Raw genomic sequence first — 16,374 nt, 5'->3', positions numbered from 1 at the left:
CTGAGGAGCGAGCGGCCACCGTCCGCGCCGCTGCTTGTCATCGCCACGACCGTGATCGACGCGGGCGAGGCGTGCCGGAGGTCGACGACGACGTCTGCGGGAAGCGACACGCGCCCGCACGTCGTCGTCGTGGGCTCCGGCTTCGGTGGTTCGGTCGCGGCGCTGCGGCTCTCCGAGAAGGGGTACCGCGTCACGGTCCTCGAGGCCGGCCGCCGCTTCACGCCGCAGATGCTGCCGCGGACGTCGGGGGACGTGCGCCGGTTCCTGTGGGCGCTGCGGCTCGGCTGCCTCGGCATCCAGCGCAGAGCGGAGCTCAGGCCGTCCGCGCCCCGAGCGCTTCGCCCGGTGCGGCGGCGGCGACCGGCGTCCGCTTCCCCCGCTGCGCCACCACCACGCCGAGCACGACCAGCACCCCACCCACCGGCTCGTACCAGTGCACCCGCTCGCCCAGGACGAGCGCGCCCAGCACCACCCCGACGAGCGGGGTCAGGTACGTGACCGTCGACGCCCGCTGCGCGCCCCACGCGTCGACGATCCGGTTGAACCACACGTACGCCGCGCCGGTGCCCAGCGCGCCGAGGGCGACCATCGCACCGACCAGCGGCCACGACACCTCCAGCGTGCCGAGCGCGCTCGCCGGCACGACGAACGGCGACGCGGCCAGCACCATGAGCGCACCGGCGCCGATCTGCCCCGCCGCGACCGACTCGGGCGGCAGGCCCAGCGGCGTGACGAACCGGCGCAGGTAGGTGGTGCCGATCCCGTAGCTCGCCGTCGCCCCGAGGCACGCGAGCACGGCCGGGACGCTCGCGGACACGCCGCCCGCGAGCCAGGTCCACGGCGCGACGACCACCACCACGCCGACGATGCCGACGAGCAGGCCGACCCGCTGCCGGGCGACCAGCCGCTCGGTGGGCAGCAGCGCCGCCGCCCACGCGGCGGTCATGAGCGGCGTCGTCGCGTTGAGGATGCTCTCGAGCCCCGACGTCAGGTACAGCCCGGCCCACGAGAAGAGCAGGAACGGCACGACGCACAGGACGACGCCGAGCACCGCGAGGTGCCCCCACGTCCGGGCACCGCGCGGCCAGCGCCGCCGCAGCACGAGCATCGCGACGAGCAGCGCGACCGCCCCCAGCGTCAGCCGCGCCAGCACGACCTGCGCCGGGCTCAGCCCCTCGTCGAGCCCGACCTTGATGAACAGGAAGCTCGCGCCCCACACGAGGGCGGCGGCGAGGTAGTAGACGACGATCGTCCGGTCCCGGGTCACGTGGACCACCGTGGCCGAGACCTCTGACATGAGGCAAACGCATCTGGCTCATACCGCGATACGGTCGGTTCATGCCCACGCTCGTGCAGCTCCGGGTCCTCGTCGCGGTGGTCGACCGCTCGTCCTTCACCGAGGCCGCCGCGACGCTCGACGTCAGCCAGTCCGCCGTCTCGCACGCTGTCGCCGCGCTCGAGCAGGAGGCCGGTGGCCGGCTCGTCGAGCGCGCGACGCCCGTCGTGCCGACGGCGCTCGGCGCCCGCCTGCTCCCCCACGCGCGCGCCGCGATCGCGTCCGCCGACGCCTTCACGGCCGAGCACGCCTCGGCGCGGTCGGCCGGGACGGTCCGGCTCGCCGCCGTGCCGACGGTGTGCCAGGGCCTCATGCCGACGCTCCTCCGGACGTGGGGCGACCGCCTGCCCCTCGTCCACGTGCGCGTGTTCGAGGGCGACGACGACGAGCTCGCGGACTGGCTCGAGGGCGGCATCGTCGACGCCGCGGTGCTCGTCGACCCGGACCCGGCGCCGGACGGCGCCCGGCTCGTCGCGCGCGACGACTTCCGTGCCGTCGTCCGCACCGACCACCCGCTCGTCGACGCCGGTCCGATCCCGCTGACCGAGCTCGTCGACGACGGGCTGCTCGTGTCCGGGGGCGGGTGCGAGGCCCAGGTCCGACGCCTGCACCGCACCGCCGGCCTGCCGTTCTCCCCCGGACAGCGTGTCCGCGAGCTGGCGACGATGCTCCGCATGGTCGACGAGGGCATCGGGGTCTCCGTCATGCCCAGCCTGGGCGGCGGCCTGCTCCCCGACGGCGTCGTCATGGCCCCGCTCGCGCCCACGCTGACGCGCGACCTCGTGCTCACCGGCCCGACGACCCGTCCGTGGCACCCGCTCGTCCGCGCCCTCGTCGCGGCGACCGACGAGCGCCCGCTCGACGCGACGAGCGAGGCCGTCCCCGCCCTGGCCGGACGCTGACCCCGGCCCGAGGTCGGCGTCGTCCTATCATCACGACGTCCGTGACCGACGCGGGCGGTGGTGCCGGAGGTCGACGATGACGTCTGCGGGGAGCGACGCGCGCCCGCACGTCGTCGTCGTGGGGTCCGGGTTCGGCGGGTCGGTCGCGGCGCTGCGGCTCTCCGAGAAGGGGTACCGCGTCACCGTCCTCGAGGCCGGCCGACGCTTCACGCCCGCGACGCTGCCGCGGACGTCGTGGGACGTGCGCCGGTTCCTGTGGGCGCCGCGGCTCGGCTGCCACGGCATCCAGCGGATCCACGTGCTGCCCGACGTCGTCGTCCTCGCGGGGGCGGGAGTCGGCGGCGGGTCGCTCGTCTACGCGAACACGCTGTACGAGCCCGAGTCGGCCGCGTTCTGGGACGACCCGCAGTGGGCCGGGATCACCGACTGGCGGGACGAGCTCGCGCCGCACTACGACCAGGCGCGGCGGATGCTCGGGGTCGTCGACAACCCGACGGTCACGCCCGCGGACCGCGTGGTGCTGGCGGCGGCGCGCGACCTGGGGGTGGACTCGTCGTTCCGGCCGGCACCGGTCGGCGTCGTGTTCGGCACGCCGGGGGCCGCGGTGCCCGACCCGTTCTTCGGCGGGGCCGGGCCCGAGCGACGCGGGTGCCTCGAGTGCGGCGAGTGCATGACCGGCTGCCGGCACGGGGCCAAGAACACGCTCGAGACGAACTACCTGTGGCTCGCCGAGCGCGCGGGCGCGCGGATCGTCCCGGACACGACGGTGACGTCGCTGGCGCCGCGTCCCGGCGGGGGGTGGGCCGTCTCGACGGTGCCGACCGGGCGGCGCGGGCCGGTCGGCCGGCTCGTCGCCGACCAGGTGGTCGTCGCCGCGGGTGCGTGGGGCACGCAGTCGCTGCTGCACCGGCTCAAGGCCGACGGGACGCTCCCGGGCCTGTCCGACCGGCTCGGCGCGCTCACCCGGACCAACTCCGAGTCGCTCGGCGGCGCGGCTCGACGCGTGCGCGGGTGGCGGCGGCGCGAGCCGTTGAACAGCGGCGTCGCCATCACGTCGTCGGTCTGGCTCGACGAGCGCACCCACCTGGAACCGGTCCGGTACGGGCGCGGGTCGAACCTCATGGGGCTCCTGGCGACGGTGCTCACCGACGGCGGGGGACGCGTCCCGCGGCCCGTGCGGTGGCTCGGTCAGGTGGCGCGGCACCCGGCGCGCGCCGCGTCGGTCCTCACCGGGCTCGGGTCGTGGTCGCAGCGCACCGTCATCGGGCTCGTCATGCAGACCGGCGACGCGTCGATCACCGTCTCCCCCCGCCGCACGCGGCTCGGCCGCTGGCGCCTGACCTCGACACCCGGTGACGGCGAGCCGAACCCGACGTGGATCCCGCAGGCCAACGCCGCCTACCGACGCATGGCCGCGCACGTCGGTGGCGGGGCGTTCAGCAGCCTCGGGGAGATCGTCGACGTGCCGATGACCGCGCACTTCATCGGCGGCTGCACCATCGGCACGAGCGCCGCGGACGGCGTCGTCGACCCGTACCACCGCGTCTTCGGCCACGACGGGCTGCACGTCCTCGACGGCTCGACGATCACCGCGAACCTCGGCGTCAACCCGTCGCTGACGATCACCGCCCAGGCGGAACGCGCGTGCGCGCTGTGGCCGAACGCCGGGGACCGGGACCCACGGCCGCCGCTCGGCGAGGCCTACGTGCGCGTCGCGCCCGTCGCCCCGCGTGCGCCCGTCGTGCCGGCGGGGGCGCGCGCCGCCCTGCGGCTGACCGTGCTCCGCCCGACGTCCTGACGCGTCGACGGCCCCACGGTCGGCGCCGCCGGGGCGAGCGGGCGCGTACCGACCGCGCGCGACCTGTGCGGTCAGGACGCGGGTGCCGTCGGCGGGTTCGCGCCGTGCGTCAGCAACCCGCCGAGTCGAACGGGCACAGCAGCTCCCAGCCCTGCTGCGCGAGGCCGGAGACGGTCGTGCGCGCCGAGCCGACGGTCCCCTCGCCCCCGTCCAGCCCGACGAGCATCACGGCGTTGCCGCGCCGCGTCACCGCGACGTAGGTGCCCATCGCGTCGTCGAGCGAGCCCGACGCGGACGAGCCGTAGTAGTCCGTCGCCAGCCCGAGCCCCTGCGCCCCCACCGCGAGCGGCTCCGCGACGTACCGGGTCGGCGGCTCACCCTCGGTGCACGCGCCCAGCGCGGCGGTCAGACGCTCCGCCTCCGCGACGGCGGCGTCCGCATCCGCGAGCACGGCGACCTGCTGCACGCCCACGGGGGCCTCGAACTCACCCGAGCCCTGGGAGACGGTCCGCATCGCCGACGCGCCGGTCGGGTCGCCCGCGGCGCACGCCTCCGGCAGGCGCCAGTCGACGACGCCCGTCGACTCGTCGCGCGGGGCCTGCGGACCGACGGCCGTCCACGCCGCCTCGGTCAGCATCACCTCGGGTGCGACGTCCGTCGCGACGGAGCCGGTCGGCGAGGACGACGCGGCAGGCGCCGACGCGGACGTCGCCGGGGGCGGCGTCTCCTGGGCCTCCGGGTCGGTCGCGCAGGCCGCGAGGGCCAGGGTGCAGAGGGCGATCGTCGAGGTCAGCGTGAGGGTCCGCATGCGCACCACCCTGACAGACGTTCTTGCGCGCCGTGGCTGGTCGCGCCCGGATCCGTGTCCGTCGCGGGCGTCACCCGAAGGTGAACGAGTAGACCGTCACGCCTTCGGGGGCGTCGAGCTCGACGGTCCCCTCCGCGACCTCGTCGCCGTCGACGACCGGGTAGGACCGCGGCGACCCGGCGACGTCGAGCCTGCCGCGGTCCACGACGCGCCCGTCGGCGCCGCGCACGACGAACCCGACCTCGCCCGTCCCGCCGAGCACGGTCTGCACGACGGCCGCGTGGTAGCGGAGCCGGAGGGTGGCGTCGGCGCCGGCGTTCGCGCCCTGGAAGTCCGTCGTCCACGTCCCGCCGAGCGCGACCGTGTCGGGATCCTGCCCGGTCGGCAGTGCGTAGGTGTGCTCGCCCTGCACGTACTCCCCGGCGACGTTGCTGCGCTTCGAGACGGAGAGGAACGTCTCGGGGGTGACGTCCTCCTGCGGAGTCGCGTCGTCGACCTGCGTGCGCGGCGGGAGCACGACGTCGGGGTCGGCGGCGACGAGCAGCTCGCGGATCATCGTCTCCGTCGCCTCGTAGTTCCCCTCGCCCTGCGAGACGTGGCGCACCTGCCCGTCGGCGTCGACGAGGTACGCGGCCGGCCAGTACCGGTTCCGGTACGCGGTCCACGTCGCGTACGCGTTGTCCTGCGCGACGGGGTACTCGATGCCGAACCGGCGGGCGCCGTCGACGACGTTGCGGGTCTCCCTCTCGAACGCGTACTCGGGCGTGTGCACGCCGACCACCACGAGCCCGGCGTCGCGGTACGCCTCGTCCCACGCGACGACGTGCGGGACGGACCGCTGGCAGTTGATGCAGGAGTACGCCCAGAAGTCGAGCAGCACGACCTTGCCCCGCTGGTCGGTCAGGTCGACGGGTGCGCCGTCGGGCGTGTTGAGCCACGTGTCGATGCCGCGGATCGCGGGCGCCGGGCCGCACTCCTCGAGCTCCTCGGCACCGTCGGTGCAGCGGCTCAGGCCCTCGTTCTCCGCGGTGACGAGACCGCCGAGGTCGAGCTCGCGCTGCACGCGAGGATCGGCCGCGATCTGCTCCTGCAACCGGTCGGTGTAGCCGGGCAGGGCGCGCTGGATCGCGTCCGTCAGGTTGAACGACAGCGCGAGCGCGAGCGCGATCATGAGCGCACCGCCGACCGCCCGTACCGCGCGCAGGTGCGACCGGAACGCCTTGACGCGCTCCGACGCCCGACGTCCGGCCAGCGCGACGGCCAGCAGCGGCGCGGCAGCACCCAGCGCGAACGCCACGGTCAGCACGACGGTCCCGGGGCCGACGTTCCCGCTCGCACCCGCGACCGTGATCGCCGCGAGGACCGGACCCGCGCACGGCACGTAGACCGCGCCCAGACCGAGACCCAGCACGAACCCGCCGCGGCTCGAGCGGGGGGCGTTGCGCGGAGCGAGTCGCGCGAACGGCCGCTCGATGATCGCCTCGAGCCGCGGCACGAGCAGGCCGAGGCCGATCACCGCGAGCACGACGATGCCCGTCCAGCGCAGCAGGTCCTGCGGCAGGCCCAGCACCGACAGCACGACGCTGCCGAGCAGCGTGACGAGCGTGAAGCTCGTGACCAGGCCCGCGACGACCAGGTAGGGACGAGCCGACCGGCGCGCCCGCGTCACCGTCGGCTCGTCGCCCGAGGGCGGTCCGTCGATCGTCGCCGTCACCGCACCCCCACCCGCACCGGCGGCACGCGTCCCGCCGTCACCCGCTGCGGTGCCCGCCGCCGTGCCGCGCAGGAAGTCGGGCACCGGCAGGACGCCGAAGCCGGGCAGGCCTGCCCCCGACGTGCCCGAGCCCGACGACGAGGCGCCCCCGGCGACGCGCGGCCGCGTCCGGCGCCCCGACGGGCTCCCCGGCGGTCCGGCTGCACCCGACGACCCCGTCGCCCCCGCGACGAGCACGACGGGCAGCACGGGGAGGATGCACGGCGAGACGCCGGTGACGAGGCCGCCGACGAGGCCGATCAGCGCGAGCGTGAGCAGGTCCATGCCCGACGTTCGCCGCCGAGGACCCCCGCGGATGGGTCCGGGACGCGTCGGGAACTCGTCGACATCCGCACCCATCCACCCCGTCGACGGCCCCGAACCACCCTCGACAGGGGAGCCACCGGGCACCGGGCCGCTCCCTTCGGACTCAGGAGGGAACCACCATGAAGACCACCACCCGCACCCGCGTCGCCGCGGTCCTGCTCGCCGGTGTCACCGGGCTCACCCTCACCGCGTGCTCCTCGGGCGACGACACGGCCGGCGCCGACGAGACGGCCACGATGGAGCAGACGCCCATGGAGGAGTCGACGCCCGAGGACGACGGGATGATGGCCGCCGACCCCGCCGCGGACCTCGTCGGCCCCGGCTGTGCCGACTACGCCGCCGCCGTCCCCGACGGGCCCGGCTCGGTCATGGGCATGTCGACCGATCCCGTCGCGGTCGCCGCGTCGAACAACCCGATGCTCAAGACCCTCACCGCCGCCGTCTCCGGCCAGCTCAACCCCGACGTCAACCTGGTCGACACGCTCAACGGCGACGAGTTCACGGTGTTCGCGCCCGTCGACGACGCCTTCGCGAAGATCGACCCCGCGACGATCGAGGGCCTCAAGACCGACACCCCGACGCTGACGTCGATCCTCACGTACCACGTCGTGCCCGGTCAGCTCACGCCCGACCAGGTCGTCGGCACGCAGACCACCGTCCAGGGCGGCACCGTCGAGGTCACCGGCTCGGGCGACGAGCTCATGGTCAACGACGCCAAGGTCGTCTGCGGCGGCGTCCACACCGCCAACGCGACCGTCTACCTCATCGACTCGGTGCTCATGCCGACGATGTGACGGCTCGGTCCGGTCCCGTGCGGTGCCGGACCGTCCCGCTCCCCGACGGGGGCACCCCTGCGGTGCCCGGACATGGTGCCCGTCGGGGAGCACGGAGCCCCCTCGCCTCCTGCGGCGAGGGGGCTCTCGTCGTCCCGGGTGCGGCTCGTCGGGACGGCGTCCGCGCGCGACGGGATCATCAGGGCGACGCCCGCGCGCCGAGGGTCGTCGGGCGTGCGAGCGCGGGCCGCCGGGACGACGGGGGCGCACGCTCGACGGCCGGCCGCGGCGAGGTCGGCGGGCGTGCGGCGGGCGTGTGCGGCGGGCGTGCGGCGTGCGGCGTCAGGCCGCGGCGAGGACCACGATCGGGTCGCTCGTCGGCTGCGCGGACCCGCCGGCCGGCTCGACCGTCACGGCGAGCGCGTCCCCGGGCGCGAAGTCGTCGGCGAACTGCCGGACCGTCCCGTCGTCGCTCGTCATGACACCCGCGGAGAGCGGCTGCCCCTCACGGACGACCCAGAGCTGGTAGACGCGCCCGTCGTCGGGGTCGGGCAGGTTCTCCGCCGTGAAGACGGCCCGTGTGTCGGTGAGGATCGCCGTCACGTCGCCGCCGTCGGCCACGTCCTGGTGCACGAGCACCGCGGACGGGTCGGTCAGGAGGTCCGCGACCTGCTGCTGCTCGGCCTGGACCTGGCGCGTGTGGGCGACCTGCTGCACGAGCAGCGCACCCGGGACGGCCGCCCCGATCGCGACCGCGGCGGCGAGCGCGTACCAGCGCGCGGGACCGCGACGCGGGGTCGACCGCTCGTCGACGGGCGGGACGACCGAGGGCGCCGCGACGAACTCCGGCCTGACGGCCGGCACCTCGGCGGCCGGCACCTCGGCGGACGGCACGTCGGCGGACGGCATGTCGGCGACGACGACGGGCGGCACGCCGTCATGGTCCGGCGACGTGCGCTCGTCCGCGTCCTGCGGCGTCGACGCGATCGCGGCGAGCACGGCGGCCCGGGCGCCCGCGGGCGGCTCGGCCTCGACGGCGGCACCCAGTCGTGCGGCGACGGCGCGCAGGTCGGCGAGCTCGCGAGCGGCGTCGGGGTCGGCGGCCACGAGGGCCTCCACGGCGCGGCGCTCGTCGTCGTCGACGGCGTCGAGCGCGTACGCGCCGAGGAGGGCGCGGACGTCGTCGTGCTCGCTCACGCGGTCACCCCCAGGCAGTCCTTGAGGCGCAGCAGCCCGTCGCGGATGCGGGACTTCACGGTCGGCAGCGCCGCGTCGAGCTCGGCCGCCACCTCACGGTAGGTCCGGCCGCCGTAGTAGGCGAGGACAACCGCGGTGCGTTGCGTCTCGGTCAACGAGCCCAGGCAGTCGCGCACGGCGGACTGCTCGAGGCGCTGCTCGACGTCGTCCGCGACCACGTCGAACGGGCGCTCGGTGCTCTCGTCGAGCACCCGCTGGTCGCGGTCGCGCTGCGCCTGCACGGCCCGCACGCGGTCGACGGCCCGGCGGTGCGCGAGCGTCGTGACCCAGGTGCGCACCGACCCGCGCGATGCCTCGTAGCGGGCGGCGGTGCGCCACACCTCGACCCACACCTCCTGCGCGACCTCGGCGGCGTGGTCGGGGTCCCGCAGGACGCCGAGGCACGTGCCGTGTACGGCGCGGGACAGCAGGTCGTAGAGGCTCGCGAAGGCGGCCTGGTCACCGGTCGCCACCGCCGCCATGAGGCCCTGCGCGGAGTCGGCCACCGACTCGCGCGCGGGGTTCGTCACGCCGGTCAGTGTGCCCCACGGCTCGCGTACGCGACGAACGCGCGCCGCCACCCCGGCGAACGGGGAGGGCGGCGCGGGGGTCGCGCAGACGACCAGGGTGGACATGGGGACGCTCGCAGTCGGCTCGTCGGGACGGGTCGACCGTGGTTCGGAGCCGGCGCCCCGCCGGACGGGTGGCGCGCGTCACGCACCGGTGCTACGCACCCGGCTCCGCAGACCCGGGCGTCAGGAGCGGCGCAGGACGCGTGACGGGAACTCAGTCGAGCAGACCGATCGCGTACCCCACGAAGAACAGGCCGATCAGGACGACGAACGCCCCGATCACCCCGTACGCCATCCAGTTGGCGCGTGTCGACGCGGTGCCGGGCTGCCGGTCCGACGCGCCGGACGTGGACGACTCCGCGGGCGGCGTGTCGCCGGGTGCGACGCCGCCACCGGGTTCGAGCCCCGGCGTCTCGTCGGGGTCGGGGTCCGGGTTGCGGTACGGGTCGGTCGAGCTCATGCGTCCCCTCTCGTCGTCCTCCCAGCGTGCGGGGCGCACCGCCGACCGGCAACCGGCGGTCCTCGACCCGACCCGCGGTGCCGCCCGCAGCCGTCCGGACGGGACCTCGCGAGATCAGGCCGGCGGGATGTTCTGGTTGAGGCGGAAGACGTTCTCGGGGTCCCAGGCCGCCTTGACCTGGCGCAGCCGTGCGTAGGTTCCGTCCCCGTACGCCCGCCGGACGCCCGCGGCGCCCTCGTCGGCGAGCGCGTTGACGTACACCCCGGTGCTCCACGGCTCGAGCCCCGACGCGAGGCGGCGGCACGACGCGACGACGGCCTCGTCGTCCGCCGGGTCCTCCCACCGCGCACCGACGTCGTACTCGAACTCGACGTCACGATGGACGAACGCCGTCGCGTCCGGGTCGACGTCCGCGATCGCGCCGCCGTACGCGACGAGGCTCGCCGCGCCGACGCGCGCGTCGACGTGCGCCAGGAACGCCTCGAGCGCCGCGTCGGTCAGACCCCGGACGTAGTGGCTCTTCGCGTAGCGCCGGAAGCCGTGCGCGGTCGGGACGTCCGACTGGCTCTGCAGCTCGAGGTACGAGCGGGGTTCGACGCGTCGGGCGAGCGGCGTCCCGAGCCGGTCGAGCTCCGCGACGAGCCCTTCCGCCCCGGCGGGATCCCCGACCCAGGAGAACCCGAGCGTGAGCGCGCCCCCGGCGACGAGGTCGGCGTAGAGCGTGGCGGGTCGCGGGGCGTCCGACGCCCGGGCGACCCAGGTCCGCAGCGCGTCGAGCGCGTGCTCGGGGTCGAGGTCCACCTCGGCCACGAGGGCCTGAGTCCCGACGTCGTGCAGCGTGAGGTCGAAGCGCGTGACGACGCCGAAGTTGCCGCCGCCGCCGCGCAGCCCCCAGAACAGGTCCGGGTTCTCGTCGGCGGTCGCTCGGACGACCTCCCCCTCGGCCGTGACGACCTCGAACCCGCAGACGTTGTCGCAGGTCAGACCGACCTGCCGCGCGAGCCACCCCACGCCGCCGCCGAGCGCCAGCCCGCCGATGCCCGTGTGCGACACGATGCCCGCCGTCGTCGCGAGCCCGAACGGCTGCGTGGCCGCGTCGAGCGAGCCGAGCAGCGCGCCGCCCTGCACCTGGGCCGTGCGCGCGGCCGGGTCGACCGCGACCTCGCGCATGCCCGACAGGTCGATCATCAGCCCGTCGTCGGGCACCGCCCACCCCGCGGCGCTGTGCCCGCCGCCGCGGACGCCGAGCGTCAGCCCGTGCTCGCGCGCGACGCGGACGGCGCGCTGCACGTCGTCCGCACCGGCGCACCGCACGACGTACCGCGGTCTGCGGTCGATCGCGCCGTTCCAGACGGCGCGCGCCTCGTCGTACCCCGGGTCGCCGGGGACCAGGACCTCACCGTCGAACGCGGGCAGCACGCGAGCCTGGGACATGGCACGACTCTGTCGAGCCCGGCGCGCCCTGCCAAGGGTGCGACCGCCACGGACCGCTCAGCGACCGCCAGAAGTGCGCGGTGTCGGGTCAGCGCGGACCCGGGGCCGGCAGCGTCGGGGGTGTCCAGCGCCCGAAGCGGGCCATCGAGCTCAGCGCCACGCGGTCCGGGGTGAGCCGCATCGCCGTGTTGCGCACCGCCACCGCGACGGGGTGGCGCAGCTGCTGCCCGAAGCGGCTGATCGTCGTGGCGGCACGGCCGATCGACTGGCTCCGTGGGCGCCGCTGCCGGTCGTACGCGTCCAGCGCTGACGTCAGGTCGGGCGTCGATGCGAGCGCCGCCGCGAGCACGACGGCGTCCTCGATCGCCTGGGCACCGCCTTGGCCGAGGTTCGGGACCATCGCGTGCGCGGCGTCGCCCAGCAGGGCCACCCTGCCGCGGACGTACGTCGGGAGGTCGGGGAGCCGGTAGACGTCGTGCCGCAGCACCGCCGCCGGGTCGGTGGCCGCGAGCACGTCGGCGATGGGCGCGTGCCAGGTGCCGAAGCGCGCGCGCACCTCCGCGAGCTCGTCGGGGGCCCGCTCTCCCTCCGGCGTCGACGCGGCGGCGTACCAGTACACGCGCCCGTCGGCCAGGGGGATGCACCCGAACTCCTGCGCGGCACCCCACGTCTGGCTCATCTCGACGTCCGTCCCGACCGGGGCCGTCGTGATCGCGCGCCAGGCGGTGGACCCGTCGTGGACGGGTCCGGGCGCGTCCGGCCACCGCTGCGCGCGCACCCAGCTGCGCAGCCCGTCGGCGCCCACGACGAGGTCCGCACGGAGCGTGCCCTCGTGACCGTCGCGCACGTAGCGCACCGCGACGCCGTCCTCGTCGTCGACGATCGCCGACGGCGTCGCGCCGGTGATCACGGACTCGTCCGGCAGCGCACCGAAGAGCAGCGCCAGGAGCTCGGGGCGTGGCAGGACGACGGCGTTGACGCCGAGCTCCTCCTCCACGGCCGCACCGTCGAGCCGGGAGAGCCAGGCGCCGGACGGCGTCCGCATCCCGCCGCCGAGCTGCGGGCGCGAGCCGTCGCGCACGGCCTCCCCGAGACCGAGCGCGTCGAGGCAGGCGAGCGCGTTGGACATGAGGCTGATGCCGGCGCCGACCTCCTCGAACGCGTCGGCGCGCTCCAGCACGGTCACGGACCAGCCGACCCGTCGCAACGCCACGGCCGCCGCGAGTCCGCCGATACCTCCGCCGACCACGACCGCACTCCGTGCTTCCCGCATGTCCGTCCCCATCCTCGGCACTACACCTGTAGAATCCAGGCTACTACACCTGTAGATGCTCGAGGAAAGGCGGCGACGTCGTGAGTCAGGACCGTCCACCGCGCTTCGCGGTCCTCACGGACGCGGCGATCCAGCTCGTCGCCGACGCCGGGATGCGCGGGCTCACCCACCGCGCGGTCGACGCGCGAGCCGGGGTCCCGACGGGCACCACCTCGGTGCACTTCCGCACCCGTCGGGCCCTCGTCGAGGCGGTCGTCCAACGGCTCGCCGACCTGGACCAGGCCGAGCTCGCGGACCAGGGACTGCGCTTCGTGGGCTCGGGGGGCGAGTCAGCCGACCTCGCGGGCGCACTGCAGCCCGACCACGTGGACGCGTTCGCCGCCCAGGTCGCCGTCGTCCTCGACGCCTGGCTCAGCACCGGGCGCACCCGCACGCTCGTGCGCTACGCCTGCCTGCTCGAGGCCACGCACCACCCCGAGCTGCGCACGGTCCTCGCCCACGGGGTCGGGTTCCGCGTGCAGGCCCGTGAGCTGCTGGCCCGTGCTGGCGTGCCGGACGCGGAGCGACGCGGCGACGCGCTCGTGGCGTTCCTCGACGGGCTCGTCTTCGACCGGCTCATCGGGGCCGGGTCACTCAGCGGCCCGCCGCCGGGAACGCCGGAGAGCGTCGCCGACCTCCGGACCGCAGTCGGGCTTGCCGTGCGCGCGGTCACCGCGGAGCGCGGCGCGTCGTAGAGGGGTGTCGTCGGCCTGCCGCCGAGCGGGCGACGGCTGACGGGCCTGCCGGGCGCCGCGATCCAGCCGCGCCGAGGGCGAGCCGGACAGGTCGACGAGCGGTCAGCTCGCCTCGGAGCGCCCCTCGCGCCAGTAACCCATGAACGCGACGGCCTTGCGGTCGACGCCGCACTCGGACACGAGGTGGCGGCGCAGCGTCTTGATGACCGCGGCCTCGCCGGCGAGCCACGCGTACAGGTGCGCCTCCTCGGCGAGCGGGGCGCCGGTCGACCAGTCGACCGGCACCTCCCACAGGATGCCCTCGTCGACGTCGACGTCCTCGAGGACGACGTCGGGCGCAGGCGCCTGGCCGGGCAGCATGCGGGCGCACGCGGCCTGGACGGCGGGCACGAGCAGCGAGCCGTGCGGCTCGTCGCCGCGGCCGTACCAGCGGACGGTCACACCCGCGGGGGCGACGAGGTCGAGGCGGTCCTCGGGGTGCGGCATCTCGATGATGGCCTCGCCCCGCGCGTCGGCGGGCAGACGCTCGAGGATGCCCGCGATGGCGGGCAGCGCCGTCTCGTCGCCCGCGATGAGCAGGCGGTCGGTGCGCGCCGGGGGCACGAAGTCGACGCCGCCGTGCGGGCCGACCGCGTCGGCGTTGGGGCCGAGGATGACGAGCTCGTCGCCGGGGGCGGCCGTGCCGGCCCAGCGGGACGCCGGTCCGAGGTCGCCGTGCAGCACGACGTCGACGTCGAGCTCGCGGCGGTGCTGGCGGACGGCACGCGCGGTGTACGTGCGGACGGTGTGGCGGCGCTCGTCGGGCAGCGCGCGCCAGCGGCCGTACCAGTCGGCGCTGCCGTCGAGCGAGAGCAGCTCGTCGTAGCCGGCGTCGTGCAGCGGCAGGAAGAACTTGATGCGCTGGTCGAACCCGTTGTCCGCGAAGCGGTCGAGGTCCTCACCCGTGAAGGTGAGGCGCAGGACGCTGGGGCACAGGCGCTGCACGTCGGACACCTGCACCGCGAACATGCGGAACGGCAGGGCGTCGGTCGCGGCGGCGGTGGCGTCCGTCGTCGTGGTCGTCGTCACGCCCGCCACCCTACGCGAAGGTGAGGCTTGCCTAAACCCAGGTGTTCGTCACATGGACACTGCAGGTGCGTATCGCCTGTCGGCCGCGCCGGAGGTCAGTGCGTGGCGACGATCTTCTGCACCAGGAGCCGGACGCGCGCGTCTGCTCCCCGCAGTGCAGCGTTCGGACGCCGCAGCCCCGAACGACGTGTGGAGCACGTGGGCGGCGTCTCGCCCTTCGGTCCGCCCGGGCCAGTCGGCCGCGGTCCGACCCGCGACGTTCGCGGCCTCGAGCAGCCGGTGGATGTCCACGGCGTCGGACCCGGCGTACCGGCCGCGGTATGCGTACGCCTTGAGCACGAGGGCTGCGGCGACGTCCGGTAGCAGGAGGGTGGTGTGCAGCTCGGTCCCGTCGGTGAGCACGGCGGTGAGCTCGACGGCCGTCGCCGGCTCGCGGAGCGCGGTGTGCAGGCCGGGGATGGCGTCGACGACGAGCTGGCCGCGCTCCTGGTTCGATTCCATCCGGCCGGTGTACGACGTCGTGAGCACGTCGACCACCAGCTCGCGCCCGTCCGCGTCGACGCGCACGAACCGGTTGCCCTGCATCTGGCCATATCCCACGTCGAGAAGCGCCTGCCGAAGGCGATCGTCGCGCACACGTCGAACGGCACACCGAGGTCGGCGTCGGCGGTCTCGCGGGCAGGAGCGAGCTCGTCCGCGCCGTGGACGTGGACCAGCAGCGTGACCGCCAGGCCGCCGACGAGCCGGTAGGGGACACCGACCGCGCCGGCGACCGAGGCGATGTCCGCCGCGGCGAGCCAACCCGCGTCGGTCGCCTTCGAGGTCGACGCGAGCACGAGCGAGCTCATGCCGCCTGTACCAGCTTCTCGCGCAGCCGGTCCGCCGCGGCGTCGTCGCCGTCCTGGGCCAGCGTCAGCCAGACCCGCCACGGATCAGCCAGGTGCAGTCCTCCACGCAACGTCGCGTCTTGCAGTGCGTACGGGTCGTCCGGCACCGCGATGGTGACGGTGGCGTCGGTCGCCCGTGCGGGTGTGCAGCCGACAGCGGACAGGTCGACGAGCTGGTCGGCCCAGATGGTCGTGCGCGTCGGCCGCGCCCATGGTGCGTAGGAGTCGGCGGCGACCTGCCCGGTGACCGCGTACCGGACACCGGCGTCCTCGAGTGCACCAGCGATCGCCCTCGTCGCCAGGACGGGGGCGTCGAGCGTGAGCCACGTCGCGCTGGTCCGGGGCTGCGGGTACCGGTCACGCAGCCAGCGCGCGAGCTGGTCCGAGTCCCGCACGGCCCAGCCGGCCGGCTCGCGCGCGACGAAGTCGTGCATGTCCCTGAGCGCCTGCGAGACCCGCGGCTGCGTGAGGGACACCTCGCACGCCAGCGCGGCCTGGCTGCGCGGGGTGGGGTCGTGCAGCAGGGAGATCGCGAGTGCGTAGGCGCCCCACGGCGTGCGGCCCGAACGCCGTGGTGCCTCGTCCGCTGCCTCGTGCGCGGTCGGCGCGTCAACGACGTGCGTGCGCCCGCTCGCGTCGATCAGCACACCGGTGACGGGGCCGCCGTCGGGGGCGACGAGCAGCGACACGCCGACCTCGAGCGCGGTGTCGCGAGCCGCGCGCGTCGCGGATGCGGCGATGACGAGCGGTCGAGGTCGCGCCGCAGCGAGCGCGTACCGGTCGACGCTGTACCGGCGCACGCGCGAGGGGTACAGCGCACCGGTCGTGTGCACGTCGTACGGGGTCGCGGGCATGTCCGGGCCGGTCAGCGTGAGCGGTGCGTGCACGCCCAGGGCCGGCGACGGCCGGAAAACGATGCCGTGCGCCTGCGCGAGGGCGACGAACACGTCGCTCATAAGCATTTTCAGCTCCCGACTGACGATGCTTATAGCGTAGCAGCACCCCTCCCGGGT

Annotated in this window: 15 protein-coding genes and 1 pseudogene; 5 read left to right on the top strand and 11 right to left on the bottom strand. The window is 75.3% G+C overall.

Going from position 1 to position 16,374, the window contains the following annotated elements; all coding sequences use genetic code 11:
• Nucleotides 1-129 precede the first annotated feature (129 nt).
• Nucleotides 130-303 (top strand): annotated as a pseudogene (locus KOV94_RS21305) (NAD(P)-binding protein); the annotation flags it as partial.
• A gap of 10 nt (nucleotides 304-313) precedes the next feature.
• On the opposite strand, the gene KOV94_RS12925 reads toward KOV94_RS21305, so the two are convergent.
• Nucleotides 314-1,267, bottom strand: a complete 954-nt coding sequence (locus KOV94_RS12925) for a DMT family transporter (RefSeq protein ID WP_308160526.1) — start codon at nucleotides 1,265-1,267, stop codon at nucleotides 314-316.
• A 71-nt stretch (nucleotides 1,268-1,338) separates the two neighbouring features.
• On the opposite strand from KOV94_RS12925, the gene KOV94_RS12920 reads away from it, so the two are divergent.
• Together KOV94_RS12920 and KOV94_RS12915 are read left to right on the top strand one after the other, a co-directional pair.
• Nucleotides 1,339-2,238: a LysR family transcriptional regulator gene (locus KOV94_RS12920; protein ID WP_162353379.1), complete on the top strand. Its 900-nt coding sequence runs from the start codon at nucleotides 1,339-1,341 to the stop codon at nucleotides 2,236-2,238.
• A gap of 76 nt (nucleotides 2,239-2,314) precedes the next feature.
• Nucleotides 2,315-4,036: a GMC family oxidoreductase gene (locus tag KOV94_RS12915; RefSeq protein ID WP_218052253.1), complete on the top strand. Its 1,722-nt coding sequence runs from the start codon at nucleotides 2,315-2,317 to the stop codon at nucleotides 4,034-4,036.
• A gap of 109 nt (nucleotides 4,037-4,145) precedes the next feature.
• Here KOV94_RS12915 and KOV94_RS12910 read toward each other — a convergent pair whose 3' ends face one another.
• Both KOV94_RS12910 and KOV94_RS12905 read right to left on the bottom strand, forming a co-directional pair.
• The gene (locus KOV94_RS12910) at nucleotides 4,146-4,844 is read right to left on the bottom strand and encodes a hypothetical protein (RefSeq protein WP_160142838.1); all 699 of its coding nucleotides are present in this window, start codon (nucleotides 4,842-4,844) and stop codon (nucleotides 4,146-4,148) included.
• 70 nt (nucleotides 4,845-4,914) lie between these two features.
• Entirely contained in the window at nucleotides 4,915-6,882 is a 1,968-nt protein-coding gene (locus KOV94_RS12905) for a cytochrome c biogenesis protein CcdA (protein WP_218052252.1), read from the bottom strand.
• A 161-nt stretch (nucleotides 6,883-7,043) separates the two neighbouring features.
• On the opposite strand from KOV94_RS12905, the gene KOV94_RS12900 reads away from it, so the two are divergent.
• On the top strand, nucleotides 7,044-7,718 hold the full coding sequence (locus KOV94_RS12900) for a fasciclin domain-containing protein (RefSeq protein WP_218052251.1): 675 nt from the start codon (nucleotides 7,044-7,046) through the stop codon (nucleotides 7,716-7,718).
• A 321-nt stretch (nucleotides 7,719-8,039) separates the two neighbouring features.
• Here the strand turns inward: KOV94_RS12900 and KOV94_RS12895 are convergent, their stop codons facing one another.
• The 5 genes from KOV94_RS12895 to KOV94_RS12875 form a co-directional block, all read right to left on the bottom strand.
• Nucleotides 8,040-8,894, bottom strand: a complete 855-nt coding sequence (locus KOV94_RS12895; protein ID WP_218052250.1) for an anti-sigma factor — start codon at nucleotides 8,892-8,894, stop codon at nucleotides 8,040-8,042.
• Nucleotides 8,891-9,463, bottom strand: coding sequence for an ECF RNA polymerase sigma factor SigK (gene sigK / locus KOV94_RS12890; RefSeq protein ID WP_308160524.1), 573 nt, complete (start codon nucleotides 9,461-9,463; stop codon nucleotides 8,891-8,893). The genes KOV94_RS12895 and sigK overlap by 4 nt, the downstream gene beginning before the upstream one ends.
• A 256-nt stretch (nucleotides 9,464-9,719) precedes the next feature.
• A complete protein-coding gene (locus tag KOV94_RS12885; RefSeq protein WP_218052248.1) occupies nucleotides 9,720-9,965 on the bottom strand; it encodes a DUF6480 family protein in 246 nt (81 codons plus the stop codon).
• A gap of 114 nt (nucleotides 9,966-10,079) precedes the next feature.
• On the bottom strand, nucleotides 10,080-11,399 hold the full coding sequence (locus KOV94_RS12880; RefSeq protein WP_218052247.1) for an FAD-binding oxidoreductase: 1,320 nt from the start codon (nucleotides 11,397-11,399) through the stop codon (nucleotides 10,080-10,082).
• Between the two features lie 88 nt (nucleotides 11,400-11,487).
• Nucleotides 11,488-12,648 (bottom strand): FAD-dependent monooxygenase, encoded by a 1,161-nt coding sequence (locus KOV94_RS12875; RefSeq protein WP_218052246.1) that lies wholly within the window; start codon nucleotides 12,646-12,648, stop codon nucleotides 11,488-11,490.
• A gap of 104 nt (nucleotides 12,649-12,752) precedes the next feature.
• Between KOV94_RS12875 and KOV94_RS12870 the strand changes: the two genes are divergently transcribed.
• Nucleotides 12,753-13,406: a TetR/AcrR family transcriptional regulator gene (locus tag KOV94_RS12870; RefSeq protein WP_218052245.1), complete on the top strand. Its 654-nt coding sequence runs from the start codon at nucleotides 12,753-12,755 to the stop codon at nucleotides 13,404-13,406.
• 102 nt (nucleotides 13,407-13,508) lie between these two features.
• Here KOV94_RS12870 and KOV94_RS12865 read toward each other — a convergent pair whose 3' ends face one another.
• The 3 genes from KOV94_RS12865 to KOV94_RS12855 form a co-directional block, all read right to left on the bottom strand.
• Nucleotides 13,509-14,474 carry a siderophore-interacting protein gene (locus KOV94_RS12865; RefSeq protein WP_218052244.1) on the bottom strand — a complete coding sequence of 322 codons (966 nt, stop codon included), beginning with the start codon at nucleotides 14,472-14,474 and terminating at the stop codon, nucleotides 13,509-13,511.
• 48 nt (nucleotides 14,475-14,522) lie between these two features.
• Entirely contained in the window at nucleotides 14,523-15,074 is a 552-nt protein-coding gene (locus KOV94_RS12860) for a hypothetical protein (protein ID WP_218052243.1), read from the bottom strand.
• A gap of 244 nt (nucleotides 15,075-15,318) precedes the next feature.
• The gene (locus KOV94_RS12855) at nucleotides 15,319-16,323 is read right to left on the bottom strand and encodes a hypothetical protein (protein ID WP_162353390.1); all 1,005 of its coding nucleotides are present in this window, start codon (nucleotides 16,321-16,323) and stop codon (nucleotides 15,319-15,321) included.
• Nucleotides 16,324-16,374: the final 51 nt, after the last annotated feature.

This window comes from Cellulomonas algicola (assembly GCF_019024305.1).
Taxonomy (GTDB): Bacteria; Actinomycetota; Actinomycetes; order Actinomycetales; family Cellulomonadaceae; genus Cellulomonas; species Cellulomonas algicola.
This window is presented reverse-complemented; position numbering and strand designations above follow the sequence as displayed.

Excerpts from the sequence above, each read along its gene's own strand:
- KOV94_RS12920 (WP_162353379.1), top strand. The coding sequence starts at position 1,339 with ATGCCCACGCTCGTGCAGCTCCGGGTCCTCGTCGCGGTGGTCGACCGC.
- KOV94_RS12905 (WP_218052252.1), bottom strand. The coding sequence starts at position 6,882 with ATGGACCTGCTCACGCTCGCGCTGATCGGCCTCGTCGGCGGCCTCGTC.
- KOV94_RS12855 (WP_162353390.1), bottom strand. The coding sequence starts at position 16,323 with ATGCTTATGAGCGACGTGTTCGTCGCCCTCGCGCAGGCGCACGGCATC.
- KOV94_RS12885 (WP_218052248.1), bottom strand. The coding sequence starts at position 9,965 with ATGAGCTCGACCGACCCGTACCGCAACCCGGACCCCGACCCCGACGAG.
- KOV94_RS12910 (WP_160142838.1), bottom strand. The coding sequence starts at position 4,844 with ATGCGGACCCTCACGCTGACCTCGACGATCGCCCTCTGCACCCTGGCC.
- KOV94_RS12900 (WP_218052251.1), top strand. The coding sequence starts at position 7,044 with ATGAAGACCACCACCCGCACCCGCGTCGCCGCGGTCCTGCTCGCCGGT.
- KOV94_RS12880 (WP_218052247.1), bottom strand. The coding sequence starts at position 11,399 with ATGTCCCAGGCTCGCGTGCTGCCCGCGTTCGACGGTGAGGTCCTGGTC.
- KOV94_RS12915 (WP_218052253.1), top strand. The coding sequence starts at position 2,315 with ATGACGTCTGCGGGGAGCGACGCGCGCCCGCACGTCGTCGTCGTGGGG.